A 13,337-nucleotide genomic window follows, 5' to 3' on the forward strand; every position below is an offset into this window, starting at 1 on the left:
GCAGCTCGGCAGTTCAATTAAACCAACAGGTAACGGTGACAGCGCCATCTTTTTGCTGACGGAACACCTTGCACCAGGAGCTTCCCTATGCAATTTCATCTCGACAATATCGCCGCCAGCCTTGACGTTCAGGTCGCCGCCCGTGCTGAGCTGACTTGGCTGGCGCGCGGTGTGTCCGGCGGCGTCCCGGAAGATCTCCCGTACTTTTCCCGCACAAAGCAAAAGGGCCTGTAACGCAAGGTTACAAGCCCTTTCATATGAATTCTGGTGGGAAGTGCAAGTTTCGAACTTGCGACCCCTGCAGTGTGAATGCAGTGCTCTACCCCTGAGCTAACCTCCCTGACAACGAGGAGTATTATGCCAAAAACTTTCTCCACCGTCAAACTATCGGCGAATATTTTCTCCAAACACATTCACCTTTGACGCCCTTGTCGAGGCCGGCCAGCACTTCCTCGTGAGCGGCCAGTTCGTCCGGCGAGGCTTGCGCCACGATGATCTCGCCCAGCGGCACGGCGTCGAGCAGCAGGCCGCCGCCCGTCTCTTCGGGTTCGACGTCCATCGACAGCGAGTTCTGGCCGCGCGTCATGGCCAGGTAGACGTCGGCCAGCAGCTCCGAGTCCAGCAGCGCGCCGTGCAGCTTGCGGTGGGCATTCGAGACGCCGTAGCGGTCGCAGAGCGCGTCCAGCGAGTTGCGCTTACCCGGGTGCATTTCCTTCGCGAACACCAGGGTGTCGATGATGGACCCGCAGTGCTCGACGAACGGCGGCAGGCCAAGGCGCTGGAATTCGTGGTTCAGGAAGCCCAGGTCGAATGGCGCGTTGTGGATGATGACGTCGGCGCCCTGCACATAGGCGCGCAGTTCCTCGGCGATCTCGTGGAACTTCGGCTTGTCGCTGAGGAATTCGGTGGTCAGGCCGTGCACCGCGAGCGCGGCCTCGTCGGAGTCGCGCTCGGGGTTGATGTAGCGGTGGAAGTTGTTGCCGGTCAGGGTGCGGTTGACCAGCTCGACGCAACCGATTTCGATGACGCGGTCGCCAGTGCGGGGATTAAGACCTGTGGTTTCGGTATCGAGAACGATCTGGCGCATGGGGGATTACAGATGAGTTGAGGCAAGGCCGCAGTATAGCGCAAGCGGCCTCGTCTCAACGACGTCCGAGCGCCACACCTTTATTGGCCAGCATATCCGCACGCTCGTTGCCCGGGTGCCCATTGTGGCCGCGCACCCAGCGCCATTCCACGGTGTGCTGCTGCTGGGCCAGGTCGAGCGCCTTCCACAGGTCGTCGTTCTTGACCGGCTCCTTCGCCGCGGTCTTCCAGCCGCGCGCCTTCCAGCCGTGGATCCATTCCGAGATGCCTTTCTGCACGTACTGGCTGTCGGTATGCAACACGACCTCGCATGGCCGGTTCAAGGCGCTGAGGGCCTCGATCACCGCCTTCAGTTCCATGCGGTTGTTGGTGGTGTTCGGCTCGCCGCCGTAGATTTCCTTTTCATGGCCATCGGCCATCAGCACGGCGCCCCAACCGCCGGCGCCGGGATTGCCCTTGCAGGCGCCATCGGTAAAAATTTCCACTTTCGTCATGCGCCCGGTCTTTCTTCTTTCTTCATTCTCTGTTGGTTGCCGGGACCGCTTGCCGGGCCCGGTTCGATTTCTTGTTCCACGCCGGCCCGATCAGGTGCATGCCCTTGACGCGCTTGATCGCATGGACGATGTAAACGGCGCCGAGATAAGGCCACCAGCGCTGGCCGGCGCCTTCCATCATGGCGAAGCGCTGCAGCCACTGGGCGGTGCGGAAAGGCGGCGCGTAGCAGCCGAAATGGCTGTTGCTGACCCCAAGATTGAGCAATTTTAACCAGTCTTTGAGCCGGGGCAAAGAAATGAACTCGCCGGCCGCCGGCAGGTAGCCGCCGCTGGTGAAGCGCCCGAAGCCCTGGCGCATGCCCCACAGGCTGGCCGGGTTGAAGCCGCAGATGATCACCTGGCCCTCGGGAATCAGGACCCGCTCGACCTCGCGCAGCACCTGGTGCGGCTCGGCCGCGAACTCGAGCACGTGCGGCAGCACCACCAGGTCCAGGCTCTGCGAGGCGAAGGGCAGCTCGGCGAAGTCGACCGCGACGGCGATCTGCTTGCCGCTATCGGCGAAGGCGAGTTCGTCCGCGGTCGACGTGCGCGTGGCCGCCTGCCACTTGTTGGGCATGCGGTTGGCCGCCAGCGCGTCGATCTGCGGCACGCCGATCTGCACCGCGTTGAAGCCGAAGATGTCGGCCGTCAGCTCGTCGAGGCAGGCCTGCTCGAAGGCGCGCACGTAGGCGCCCGCCGGCGAAAGCAGCCATTCGTCGAGCGCTATAATGGATTTTTCGGAAGCAGCGCTATCCATGCCTACCCTCTATTGAAACCATGATCAATTCGCCACAAGGCGCCGAAAGCGGCGCCCCACGCAATGATTTGAGTGTCCTGACCGTGCCCGCGTTCAAGGATAATTATCTCTGGCTGATCCACGACGGCACCCATGCGGCCGTGGTCGATCCGGGCGACAGCGGCCCGATCCTGGACGCACTCGCCTCGCATGGATTGACGCTTACCGCCATTCTACTCACCCATCACCATGCTGACCACACGGGCGGCGTGCCCGATCTCCTGGCGCGTTTCCCGGTGCCGGTCTACGGCCCGCGGAGCGACGGCATCGCCGCCGTCACCGTTCCGCTGGCCGAGGGCGACCGTGTCACGCTGCCGGCGCTTGGCCTGGAACTGGAAGTACTGGACGTGCCCGGCCACACGCTCGGCCACATCGCCTACGTGCGGCGCACGCCCGGCCGCCACTGGCTGTTCTGCGGCGACACGCTGTTCGCCGGCGGTTGCGGACGCCTGTTCGAGGGCACCCCGCAGCAGATGGCGGCGTCGCTGGACAAGCTCGCAAGCCTGCCGGACGACACGCAAGTGTATTGCGCGCACGAATATACGCTGTCGAACCTGCGCTTTGCGCAGGCGGTCGAACCCGACAACGCCGCGCTGGCCCTGCGCATGCGCGACGAGAGCGCCAAGCGCGCGCTGGACCTGCCGACGGTGCCGAGCAGCATCGGGCTGGAGCGCGCGACCAACCCTTTCCTGCGCTACCGGGAAGCGGCGATCGTGCGCGAACTGGTCAAGGCCGGCAGGCTGGCCGAGGGGGCGGCGCCGGTGCAGGCGTTTGCCGCATTGCGCGAGTGGAAGAACGTGTTCTGAACTGGCGGTCGCACTTCATCCGTGCGATCAGCTGTAGAGACGTAGGGTGGACGGCTACACCCGGCTGCGCGGAGGAACTGCGGCCGTGACGCCGCCCACGCGTTCAAATCACGGTCGCGTGGACGCGCCATAAAACAGCGTCGCCGCGTTCGACGATCCTTTGAGCCTTGCGACGGCGCATGCGGGAGTTGAACGCGTGGACGGCGCGCGGGCCGCCGGGCGGCACGCAGCCGGGCGGAGCCGTCCACCCTACAGGGCGATGCCGGACCGAGCCGGGATCGCCCCTGCATTCCTCAGATTTCCTCGTACAGCGGCAGCGTCAGGAATTCGGCGAACTGTTCCGAGGTCGACATTTCTTCGAAGATCACGGCGGCGCGGGCATAGCTCGGGTTGTTGCCGTCCGCCGCTACGCCCTTCACCTTTGCCAGTTCTTCCGGGATCATCGCGCGCACCATCTCGGCGGTGACCTTGCGGCCGTCTTCCAGCACGCCCTTCGGCGAGCGGATCCACTGCCAGACCTGGGAACGGCTGATCTCGGCGGTGGCGGCGTCTTCCATCAGGTTGTGGATCGGCACGCAGCCGTTGCCGGCCAGCCAGGCGCCCAGGTAGTGGATGCCGACGTTGATGTTGTAGCGCAGGCCCTCTTCCGTGATCGGGGTCTCCGGCTTGAAGTCAAGCAGCTGGGCGGCGGTCACTTCGACGTCCGGACGCTGCTTCTCGATCTGGTTCGGCTTGTCGCCAAGCACCTTCTTGAATTCCGTCATGGCCAGCTCGACCAGGCCCGGGTGGGCCACCCAGCCGCCGTCGTAGCCGTCGGTCGCGTCGCGCGCCTTGTCGTTGCGCACGCCGGCCATCGCGGTCTCGTTCTTCGCCGGGTCGTTCTTGATCGGGATCAGGGCCGACATGCCGCCGATCGCCGGCGCGCCACGCTTGTGGCAGGTCTTCAGCAGCAACAGCGCATAGGCGCGCATGAAGGGCGAGGTCATCGTCACCTTCGGGCGGTCGGCCAGGCAGAATTCCTTGTCCAGCTTGAACTTCTTGATGCACGAGAAGATGTAGTCCCAGCGGCCCGCGTTCAGGCCGGCGCTGTGCTCGCGCAGCTCGTACAGGATCTCGTCCATCTCGAAGGCGGCCAGGATGGTCTCGATCAGCACGGTGGCCTTGATGGTGCCGCGCGGCAGGCCGAGCGCTTCCTGGGTGGCGACGAAGATGTCGTTCCACAGGCGCGCCTCCAGGTGCGATTCCATCTTCGGCAGATAGAAATAGGGGCCGGCGCCGCGCGCCAGCTGTTCCTTGGCGTTATGGAACATGAACAGCGCGAAGTCGAAGATGCCGCCCGAGACGCGCTTGCCGTCGACCAGCACGTGCTTCTCGTCCAGGTGCCAGCCGCGCGGACGCACGACCAGGGTCGCCACTTTCTCGTTCAGCTTGTACGACTTGCCGTTCTGCTCCAGCGAAATCGTGCCGCGCACGGCGTCGCGCATGTTGATCTGGCCGGTGACCTGGTTGTCCCAGTTCGGCGAATTCGAGTCCTCGAAGTCGGTCATGTAGCTGTCGGCGCCCGAGTTCAGGGCGTTGATGACCATCTTGCGCTCGACCGGACCGGTGATCTCGACGCGGCGGCATTCCAGCGCGGCCGGGATCGGAGCGATCTTCCAGTCGCCGTCGCGGATGTGGGCCGTCTCGGGCAGGAAGTCCGGGCGCTCGCCGGCGTCCAGCCGCCTGGCGCGTTCGACGCGGGCGGCCAGCAGTTCCTGGCGGCGCGGCTCGAACTGGCGCGACAGCTTGGCAACCAGCTCCAGGGCCTCGGGCGTGAGGATCTGTTCGTAGCCGGGCTTGATGTCGGCGCGGATTTCCATGCCGGATGGGGTGGCGATCGTCATTGCTTGCTCCTCGATGAAAGAATGCGGTACGGCTTCGCCGGGCGCAGCTCGGCCAGGCCCGGCTTGGCGTTTGTCATATCATCAAGTATATTCACATTGAAGTACTTAAACGATACATTTTTTCATATCATCTGTGCGTTTTTGTCACAAATGCGAAGGGTAGCGAAACAACGACATGGCCAAGTTCAAGGAAATTTCAACCTTCGTCGAGGTCGTGGCGCGCGGCAGCCTGTCGGCGGCTGCGCGTGCGGAAGGCATCGCACCGGCAATGATCGGGCGCCGGCTCGACGCGCTGGAAGCCCGCCTCGGCGTCAAGCTACTGCAGCGCACCACGCGCCGGCTGGCGCTGACCGACGAGGGCGCCGCCTTTCTCGAGGATTGCCAGCGCATCCTGGCCGAGCTCGAGGAGGCGGAAAGCGCCGTCTCCGCGCGCAGCGCCCACGCCAGGGGGCACCTGCTGGTGTCGGCGCCGGCCGGCTTCGGGCGCCAGCACGTCGCACCCCTGCTGCCTTCCTTCCTGGCCGAGCACCGCGACCTGACCGTCAACCTGAACCTCAACGACCGCCTGGTCGACGTGATCGGCGAAGGGGTCGACGTGGCGATCCGCATCGCCAGCCTGGGCGACTCGAGCCTGGTCGGGGTCAAGCTGGCCGACAACCACCGGGTGGTGGTGGCCGCCCCGTCCTACCTGAAACGGCACGGCACGCCCCAGACCCTGGCCGACCTCGCGCGTCACAACTGCCTGGCGATCAGCAGCGAAGGCAGCCAGCGCGGCTGGACCTTCCGCGAGGGCGGCAAGGCGGTGACGCTGAAGGTGGCCGGCAACATGGTCTGCAACGACGGCACGGTGCTGCACGAATGGGCGCTGGCCGGCAAGGGACTGGCCTGGCGCTCGATGTGGGAGGTCGGCGCCCAGATCGGGACCGGGGAACTGGTGAGCGTGCTGGACGATTTCGCCGCCCCAGGCAACGATGTCTACGCGGTGTTCGCCCAGCGCCGCCACCTGCCGCTGCGGATTCGCGCTTTCGTCGATTTCCTGCGGTGGGCCTATGCCCAGCCGGGTTACTGGCGCGGCTGAGAGCGCCCAGCAAAACCTCCACGACGGCGCTGCATCGTCTCGCCGTGCAGGCATACTGTCTTGGCGGTCCGCCGCGGCGCTACGCCGGGTGGCCGCCCCCCCTGCCCTGGAACGTATGTCAGGCGCTCCGAGGTGGAAACGAGCGGCGGCAAGGACAAGTCGGCCGAAGAACGAAACCTGTGGACGAAAAAAATCCCCGGCATGCCGAGGATTTTTTCATCGTGATACAGCGGCTGGAATTACAGCGGCTGGATGTTCGATGCTTGTTTGCCCTTCGGACCCGAGGTCACGTCGAAGGAGACGCGCTGGTTCTCTTGCAGGGACTTGAAGCCTTGGCTCTGGATAGCCGAGAAGTGAGCGAACAGATCTTCGCCGCCTTCGTCAGGGGTGATGAAGCCGAAGCCCTTCGAGTCATTGAACCATTTAACGATGCCAGTTGCCATTACAATTTCCTATTTCAGTTAAGTTGGGCTTGCGCCCGTTTATGATCGTTTGAAGAAGCAAGAAAGAAATGACAGACAGACTGCACTACTACCTCGAACCCAACGATCCCGTATTATACCGAATAAAACACCTGCGACGCATTTTTCGCAAAATAAAAAACAAAATCGCGTAACAATGCCGGGAACCAACTTTTACCCCGGTGTGTTCGTTTCGGCAGTAAGGAGAATATAGGTCATCGAAGCTTGGCAAGTTTGCGTTGGATCAAACGACTCGACGCTAGACTTTCGGACTAAGGCAATATCGAAAAGGCCGAGCTGTGGTAACCCGGGGCTGGCGCGGCCAGCCCGGCTTCGACGAAGCGCGCCAGGGAGTCCAGCCAGGCGCTCCAGTCGTCCTCGCCGACGGTCTCGAAGGCGGTCAGCACCCGCAGGCGCTGCTCGAGCTGGCGCGCGCCCTGCCCCAGTTCGCGAAAACCGAAGGTGACGGCGGCGCCGGCCAGGGTGTGCAGCAAGGACTGCAGCTCGGCCACCAGCGCGGGCGCGGGCGCGCCCGGCTCGATCTCGTCGCGCACCGCCGCCAGTTGCTCGAGCGTGGCCGGCAGGCCGGCGCGGAAGCGCTCGTTGGCTTGCGTCAGGCGCTCGACGAACGCGGCGTCGACCGGCCCCGCCACGGCTTATTTCGTACCGAAGATGCGGTCGCCCGCATCGCCCAGGCCCGGCACGATGTAGGCGTGATCGTCCAGGTGCGAGTCGAGCGAGGCCACGTAGACCTTGACGTTCGGGTGCGCGTCCTGGACCACCTTGACGCCCTCGGGCGCGGCCACCAGCGCCAGGAACAGGATCTGCTCGTCGGCCACGCCGCGCTTCTTCAGCACGTCGATCGCATGCACCGCCGAATTACCGGTCGCGACCATCGGGTCGCACAGGATGAAGGTGCGGTCGGTGACGTCGGGCAGGCGCACCAGGTATTCGACCGGCTCGTGCGTCTCGGGGTCGCGGAACACGCCGATGTGGCCGACGCGGGCCGAGGGCACCAGCTCCAGCAGGCCATCGCTCATGCCGATGCCGGCGCGCAGGATCGGCACGATCGCCAGCTTCTTGCCGGCGATGACGGGGGCGTCGATCGTCACCAGCGGGGTCTGCACCGGACGCGTGGTCAGCGGCAGGTCGCGCGTGATCTCGTAACCCATCAGCAGCGTGATCTCCTTGAGCAGCTCGCGGAAGGTGCGGGTCGACGTGTCGTGCTCGCGCATGTGCGAAAGCTTGTGCTGGATCAGCGGGTGATTCAGGATGTAGAGACTGGGAAAGCGCGGATCTTGTTTCATTATCGACATGGTGGTGTTCTTTAGTGGAGGCTAGCCTGAAGCTCGTAGCCCGCCATTATCCCAGCCACGGGCGAGTTTGTCCCGCCTCGTGCCGAAATTTCTATTCAGGCCAGCGCGCGGGCCAGGATGGCATCGAAGTCCAGTCCCGCCGGCAGCCGCCCGAAGGCGCCGCCCACGTCCTGCTCGATGCGCGAAGCGACAAAGGCCTCGGCCACGCAGGGCGGCGCATGGCGCAGCAGCAGCGCGCCCTGCACCGCGATCACCAGGTGCTCGGCCAGGCGCCGCGCGCTGCGCTCGTCGGCGCGCGGCAGCTCCTCGCCCAGGCGCGCGGCGAACGCGGCGAAGCGCGGGTCCAGCCGGGCCGCCGGCATCAGCTCGGCCTCGAGCGCGGCGCGCGCCTCCTGCGGCGACTTGGCGAGGGCGCGCAGCACGTCCAGGCACATCACGTTGCCCGAACCTTCCCAGATCGAATTCACCGGGAACTCGCGGTAGAGGCGCGCCAGCGGGCCGTCCTCGACGTAGCCGTTGCCGCCCATGACCTCCATCGCCTCGGCGCCGAAGGCCGGCCCGCGCTTGCACAGCCAGTACTTGCCGGCCGGGGTCAGCAGGCGCCCGAGCGCGTTTTCCAGCGGGTCGTCCTGGCGGTCGAAGCAGCGCGCCAGGCGCAGGGCGAAGGCGGTCGCCGCTTCCGATTCGATGGCGAGGTCGGCCAGCACGTTCTGCATCAAAGGCTGCTGCGCCAGCGGCCGCCCGAACACGGACCGTCCGCGCGCGTGGTGCAGCGCATGGCACAGGGCCGCGCGCATGATGCCGGCGGTGCCGACCACGCAGTCGAGGCGGGTGTAGCCGCCCATCTCGAGGATGGTCGGGATGCCGCGACCGACCGCGCCGACCAGCCAGCCGACGGCACCGTGGAACTCGACCTCGGACGAGGCGTTCGAGCGGTTGCCCAGCTTGTCCTTCAGGCGCTGGACGCGGACCGGGTTGCGGCTGCCGTCGGGCAGGTAGCGCGGCACGAAGAAACAAGACAAGCCGGACCGTCCCGGCGCGGCGCTGTCGGTCTCTTCAACCTGGGCCAGCACCAGGTGAGCGTCGCACTGTGGCGCCGAGAAGAACCACTTGTGGCCGACGATCTCCCAGGCGCCCTCGCCTTCGTCGCCAAAGCGCGCCCGTGCATCGTCCGGCGCGATCTCGGCCGCGCGCGTGGTGTTGGCGCGCACGTCGGTGCCGCCCTGCTTCTCGGTCATGCCCATGCCGACCAGGGCGCCGCGCTTGTGCTCGACCGGCAGCGAGCGCGGGTCGTACTCGCGCGACAGGATCTTCGGCAGCCACTTCGCGGCGATCCGTTCGTTGCGGCGCAGCGCCGGCACCGAGGCATAGGTCATGGTCACCGGGCATTGCGCGCCGTTCTCGACCTGGCCGAACAGCAGGTAGGCGGCGGCGCGCGCGACCTGCGCCCCGGGCCGCGCGTCGACCCAGGGGCTGGCGTGGACGCCGGCGCCGATCATCAGCGCCATCAACTGGTGCCAGGCGGGGTGGAACTCGACCTCGTCGATGCGCCGCCCGCCGCGGTCGAAGCTCGCCAGGCGCGGCCCGTGGGCGTTCGCCACCCGCGCCAGGTCGAGGATCTCGGCGCGCCCCAGGCGTTCGCCCAGCGCATCGAGTTCGGCGGCGGCCCAGCCGCCCCCTTCGCGCGCCAGTCCTTCGCGCAGGGCGGCATCGCAGCCGAACAGGTTGACGTCGCCGAAGGGCGGCGCCTGGTTGAAGACCTCGTGCGTGTCGAACTGGCTTATCGACTGATTCAAGCGCTGATCCATGCTGGCTCCTGCCCCGGGGGGTCGTCCTCGGCTGAATGTTGCAAGGAAGCATCATCTTCGAGCGCCGCGCTTCCCCGGAATCTCATTGATCGGTGACAATGTCCGCAAGCCGGAGCATGATTAACGATCCGGCAACAGGCTAGCGCAAACCGCTGCTCCCGACAAGTCGGCCCTGCGGCAACGCAAAACCCGCGCAAACAGCCAGCCTGCTTTCAGACTATTTAATGCCGCTTGGAATCTTTCAGTGATAAAGTCCCCTGTGGTTTGGTAAACTCGCACGCTTACACCTCTTGCAGGTGCCAGCAAACATTCAGAATTCAACAATGCGCTCCAGTTCCTCCGCCGTGCCGATCGACCAGCCGCGCCAGCCCCCGGCGCGCGCTGGCATCGACAGCCTGATGGAGGCGGCCGGCGACGCCGTGTTCCGCGTCGCCCCTTCCGGCCAGATCCGCGCCTGCAGCCGGCGCACCGAGCGACTGATCGGACTGGGCCCGCTCGAAGGCCTTCCGCTCAACAGCATCGCCTCCGAATTCGACCAGGCCACCCTGCGCACCGCCTTCGTCGACGCGCACGCCGCCGCCGAGCCGGTGCTGGTGCGCACGCGGCTCAAATGCGGCCAGCGCGAAGTCTGGTTCGAGCTGCGCATCGCCGGCTGCGAGGACGACGACACGCTGCTGGTGGTCGGGCGCGACATGAGCGCCCAGCATGCCACCGAGGAACGGCTGCGCCACATGGCGACCCACGACGCGCTGACCGAGCTTCCGAACCGCCTGCTGCTGGCCGACCGCATCCGCATGGTGGTCGCGAACGCGCGCCGTTCCGGCCAGGGCTTTTCGGTGGCGATCGTCGGCCTGGACGGCTTCCGCAAGGTCAACGACGGCCTCGGCCACCCGGTCGGCGACGCGGTGCTGCGCCAGGCCGGCGTGCGACTGCGCAAGACCCTGCGCGACAGCGATACCCTGGCGCGCGTCGGCGGCGACGAATTCGTCGCGGTCCTGCCCGGCACCTGCTCCGAGGCCCAGATCAAGCTCGTCACCGGCCGCCTGCTGGCGACCCTGCAGTCGACGTTCGAGGTCGACGGCCATACCATCTATCTGGGCGCCTCGGTCGGCGTGGCCATCTACCCGCAGCACGCCGAGGACGACCTCGGCCTGCTGGCCCTGGCCGACGCCGCGCTCTCGCGCGCCAAGGAAACCGGCAAAGGCCGCGCGATCGTCTACAGCGCCCGCGAACAGGGGCCGCCGCAGCACGACATCTCGCTCGAGGCGGCCATGTTCAACGCGGTGCGCGAGGGCGAATTCCTGCTCTACTACCAGCCGATCGTCGGCGCCCGCACCCGCGTGATCGAGGGTTTCGAGACCCTGATGCGCTGGAAGCATCCGACGCTGGGCATGGTGCCGCCGGCGCGCTTCATCCCGATCGCCGAAACCAACGGCCTGATCACCATGCTGGGCGCCTGGGCGCTGAAGGCGGCCTGCGCCCAGATCCGCCATTTCGAGGAGGCGGCCGGGCGCGACCTCTACATCTCGGTCAACATCAGCCCGCGCCAGTTCAGGAACGACAAGTTCCTCGACGTGCTCGACGAGGCGCTGGCGTTTTCCGGCACGCCCGGCGAAAAGCTGGTGCTCGAGATCACCGAAGGCACGCTGATGGTCGACCCGGTGCACGCCGAGACCATCCTGACCCGCATGGCCGAGCGCCGCGCGCGCATCGCGATCGACGACTTCGGCACCGGTTATTCCTCGCTGGCCTACCTGAAGCGCTTCCCGATCTCGGTGCTGAAGGTCGACCGCGCCTTCGTCAAGGACCTGCCGCACGCCCAGAAGGAAGCGGCGATCTGCAGCGCCGTGCTCGACATGGCGCGCCACCTCGACCTCTCGGTCGTGGCCGAGGGCGTCGAGACCGAGGACCAGCTGGCCTGGCTCGACCAGCGCGACTGCCGCTACGTGCAGGGCTACCTGACCGGTAAACCAATGCCGGCCCACGTCGCGATCGCCGCCCTGCAGGACAACCATTACACGGCGCTGCTGCCGTCCGAACCGCGCGCAGGCACACGATGACGCACATGACGACGCCACCCGAAGACCACCAGCATACGGCCCAGGGCCGGGCCACCCTGGACCTGTTGTGGGAACGCATCCGCCGCCAGGGCGACATGCCCGGCTTCACGCGCGCCATCAACGCCATCCTGGCCTCGATGCGCGGCGAGGACGAGCGCGAATTCTCGATGACGCAGACGGTGCTGTCCGACCCGGTCCTGACCCAGAAGGTGCTGCGCCTGGCCAACAGCGGCATGTACTCGGCCTTCGGGCAGCGCGTCAACACCGTCTCGAAGGCGGTGCTGGTGCTCGGCACCGAGGCCATCGGCCACCTGGCCCTGGGCCTGAAGCTGATCGAGGAACTGTCGAAGAGCACGCCGAACTCGGCGATCGCCCACGTCGAGATGGAAAAGGCGGTGCTGGCCGGGATGGTCGCGCAGCAGGTCGCCGCCAGCGCCGCCACGCGCGACCCCGAGGAAGCCGTGGTCTGCTCGATCCTGCATTCGCTCGGCCGCATGATGGTCACCTTCTACATGCCCGAGCGCTGGACCGAGCTGCAGGAAAAGGCCGGCGCCGGCAGCGAGGGCGAAGCCGCGCCCGCGCTGCTCGGACTGTCCCTCGAACAGATCGGCCGCTCCACCGCGGAGCACTGGGGCCTGCCGCGCAACCTGGTGGCCGGCATGCGCAGCGTCGAGCCCGGCGAACGCGGCGAGGGCTTCGGCCACGAGGACTGGCTGGCGGCGCTGGGCACGATGTCGACGCGCTGCGCCAGTTCGCTCTGGAACGACGACGCCGACGGCGAGCAGGCGGTGCGCGAACTGGCCGACGCCTTCGCGCCGATGCTGGGCGTCGAGCCCGAACGCATCCTGGGCGCGGTCGACAAGGCCAAGCTCGAGGCCGCGGCCGACCTCACGATCGCGCCGCTGGCCAATCCGCCGGAGAAGCGCGCCAAGGTCGACGCGGTCGAGCGCAAGCGCGAAGCCGGCAACCGCATCCTGATGAGCGGCGTGGCCGACATGCGCGACGCCGGCCAGGGCGCGAGCCCCGGCCAGATGACGGCGATGGCGCTGGAGACCATGTTCAAGGGACTGTCCTGCACGCGCGCCTTCGCCTTCCTGCGCAACCGGCGCGAAGGCAAGTACCAGGCCAAGATGGGCCTGGGCGACGGCGCCAAGGCGCTGCTGCCGAACCTGGCCTTCGACGACGGCTACGAGGCCAACGTGTTCCACGCGGCGCTCGCCAGCGACCGCGTGATCTTCATCGAGAACGCGCGCGACCCCAAGTTCGCGGCCAAGCTGCCGGGCTGGTGGCGCGGCACGCTGTCGGAGGCGCGCTGCTTCGTCGTGATCCCGCTGTGCCTGCACGGCCAGCCGGTCGGCTTCGTCTACGGCGACTGGGACGACACCTTCCCCACCGTCCACCTGAGCCAGGCCGAATTCTCGCTGCTCAACGACCTGCGCGCGCTGGTGGTGCGCACCGTCGAGCGGCGCGCCCATCCCGAGCTGGCCTCGCGCTGAGGATCGTAGGGTGG

General features: G+C 66.6%; 13 protein-coding genes and 1 tRNA gene. 5 read left to right on the top strand and 9 right to left on the bottom strand.

All coding sequences use genetic code 11. The features are described 5' to 3' along the window. Positions 1 to 87 precede the first annotated feature (87 nt). Positions 88 to 234 (top strand): hypothetical protein, encoded by a 147-nt coding sequence (locus RT688_RS02980; RefSeq protein ID WP_313703358.1) that lies wholly within the window; start codon positions 88 to 90, stop codon positions 232 to 234. A gap of 31 nt (positions 235 to 265) precedes the next feature. Here RT688_RS02980 and RT688_RS02985 read toward each other — a convergent pair. The 4 genes from RT688_RS02985 to RT688_RS03000 all read right to left on the bottom strand — a co-directional run bounded on the left by RT688_RS02985 (position 266) and on the right by RT688_RS03000 (position 2,376). Continuing rightward, a tRNA-Val gene (locus RT688_RS02985) sits at positions 266 to 340 on the bottom strand. A gap of 39 nt (positions 341 to 379) precedes the next feature. After that, positions 380 to 1,087 (bottom strand): DNA polymerase III subunit epsilon, encoded by a 708-nt coding sequence (gene dnaQ / locus RT688_RS02990; RefSeq protein WP_313703359.1) that lies wholly within the window; start codon positions 1,085 to 1,087, stop codon positions 380 to 382. A gap of 55 nt (positions 1,088 to 1,142) precedes the next feature. After that, a complete protein-coding gene (rnhA, locus tag RT688_RS02995; RefSeq protein ID WP_313703360.1) occupies positions 1,143 to 1,580 on the bottom strand; it encodes a ribonuclease HI in 438 nt (145 codons plus the stop codon). 22 nt (positions 1,581 to 1,602) lie between these two features. Further along, a complete protein-coding gene (locus RT688_RS03000) occupies positions 1,603 to 2,376 on the bottom strand; it encodes a class I SAM-dependent methyltransferase (protein WP_313703361.1) in 774 nt (257 codons plus the stop codon). A 20-nt stretch (positions 2,377 to 2,396) separates the two neighbouring features. Here RT688_RS03000 and gloB point away from each other — a divergent pair, with 20 nt between their 5' ends. After that, complete coding sequence (gloB, locus tag RT688_RS03005; protein WP_313703362.1) at positions 2,397 to 3,221, top strand: hydroxyacylglutathione hydrolase; 825 nt, start codon at positions 2,397 to 2,399, stop codon at positions 3,219 to 3,221. A gap of 293 nt (positions 3,222 to 3,514) precedes the next feature. On the opposite strand, the gene aceB is transcribed toward gloB, so the two are convergent. Beyond that, a complete protein-coding gene (aceB, locus tag RT688_RS03010) occupies positions 3,515 to 5,104 on the bottom strand; it encodes a malate synthase A (protein WP_313703363.1) in 1,590 nt (529 codons plus the stop codon). 175 nt (positions 5,105 to 5,279) lie between these two features. On the opposite strand from aceB, the gene RT688_RS03015 reads away from it, so the two are divergent. Continuing rightward, positions 5,280 to 6,182: a LysR family transcriptional regulator gene (locus RT688_RS03015; protein WP_313703364.1), complete on the top strand. Its 903-nt coding sequence runs from the start codon at positions 5,280 to 5,282 to the stop codon at positions 6,180 to 6,182. 239 nt (positions 6,183 to 6,421) lie between these two features. Here RT688_RS03015 and RT688_RS03020 read toward each other — a convergent pair whose 3' ends face one another. From RT688_RS03020 to RT688_RS03035, 4 genes are all read right to left on the bottom strand, one after another. Beyond that, the gene (locus RT688_RS03020) at positions 6,422 to 6,625 is read right to left on the bottom strand and encodes a cold-shock protein (protein WP_036166698.1); all 204 of its coding nucleotides are present in this window, start codon (positions 6,623 to 6,625) and stop codon (positions 6,422 to 6,424) included. A 290-nt stretch (positions 6,626 to 6,915) separates the two neighbouring features. Next, positions 6,916 to 7,296, bottom strand: coding sequence for an Hpt domain-containing protein (locus RT688_RS03025; RefSeq protein WP_313703365.1), 381 nt, complete (start codon positions 7,294 to 7,296; stop codon positions 6,916 to 6,918). A 3-nt stretch (positions 7,297 to 7,299) separates the two neighbouring features. Beyond that, entirely contained in the window at positions 7,300 to 7,950 is a 651-nt protein-coding gene (gene upp / locus RT688_RS03030; RefSeq protein WP_313703366.1) for a uracil phosphoribosyltransferase, read from the bottom strand. A gap of 104 nt (positions 7,951 to 8,054) precedes the next feature. Further along, a complete protein-coding gene (locus tag RT688_RS03035; RefSeq protein ID WP_313703529.1) occupies positions 8,055 to 9,743 on the bottom strand; it encodes an isovaleryl-CoA dehydrogenase in 1,689 nt (562 codons plus the stop codon). Between the two features lie 347 nt (positions 9,744 to 10,090). On the opposite strand from RT688_RS03035, the gene RT688_RS03040 reads away from it, so the two are divergent. Both RT688_RS03040 and RT688_RS03045 read left to right on the top strand, forming a co-directional pair. After that, a complete protein-coding gene (locus RT688_RS03040) occupies positions 10,091 to 11,827 on the top strand; it encodes a putative bifunctional diguanylate cyclase/phosphodiesterase (protein ID WP_409521873.1) in 1,737 nt (578 codons plus the stop codon). 5 nt (positions 11,828 to 11,832) lie between these two features. Then, positions 11,833 to 13,323, top strand: a complete 1,491-nt coding sequence (locus RT688_RS03045; RefSeq protein WP_313703367.1) for an HDOD domain-containing protein — start codon at positions 11,833 to 11,835, stop codon at positions 13,321 to 13,323. The last annotated feature ends 14 nt before the right edge of the window (positions 13,324 to 13,337 follow it).

The organism is Massilia sp. (genome assembly GCF_032106685.1).
GTDB lineage: Bacteria > Pseudomonadota > Gammaproteobacteria > Burkholderiales > Burkholderiaceae_D > Telluria.

Excerpts from the sequence above, each read along its gene's own strand:
- RT688_RS03045 (WP_313703367.1), top strand. The coding sequence starts at position 11,833 with ATGACGACGCCACCCGAAGACCACCAGCATACGGCCCAGGGCCGGGCC.
- RT688_RS03015 (WP_313703364.1), top strand. The coding sequence starts at position 5,280 with ATGGCCAAGTTCAAGGAAATTTCAACCTTCGTCGAGGTCGTGGCGCGC.
- rnhA (WP_313703360.1), bottom strand. The coding sequence starts at position 1,580 with ATGACGAAAGTGGAAATTTTTACCGATGGCGCCTGCAAGGGCAATCCC.
- upp (WP_313703366.1), bottom strand. The coding sequence starts at position 7,950 with ATGAAACAAGATCCGCGCTTTCCCAGTCTCTACATCCTGAATCACCCG.
- RT688_RS02980 (WP_313703358.1), top strand. The coding sequence starts at position 88 with ATGCAATTTCATCTCGACAATATCGCCGCCAGCCTTGACGTTCAGGTC.
- RT688_RS03000 (WP_313703361.1), bottom strand. The coding sequence starts at position 2,376 with ATGGATAGCGCTGCTTCCGAAAAATCCATTATAGCGCTCGACGAATGG.
- dnaQ (WP_313703359.1), bottom strand. The coding sequence starts at position 1,087 with ATGCGCCAGATCGTTCTCGATACCGAAACCACAGGTCTTAATCCCCGC.
- RT688_RS03040 (WP_409521873.1), top strand. The coding sequence starts at position 10,091 with ATGCGCTCCAGTTCCTCCGCCGTGCCGATCGACCAGCCGCGCCAGCCC.
- RT688_RS03020 (WP_036166698.1), bottom strand. The coding sequence starts at position 6,625 with ATGGCAACTGGCATCGTTAAATGGTTCAATGACTCGAAGGGCTTCGGC.
- gloB (WP_313703362.1), top strand. The coding sequence starts at position 2,397 with ATGATCAATTCGCCACAAGGCGCCGAAAGCGGCGCCCCACGCAATGAT.
- aceB (WP_313703363.1), bottom strand. The coding sequence starts at position 5,104 with ATGACGATCGCCACCCCATCCGGCATGGAAATCCGCGCCGACATCAAG.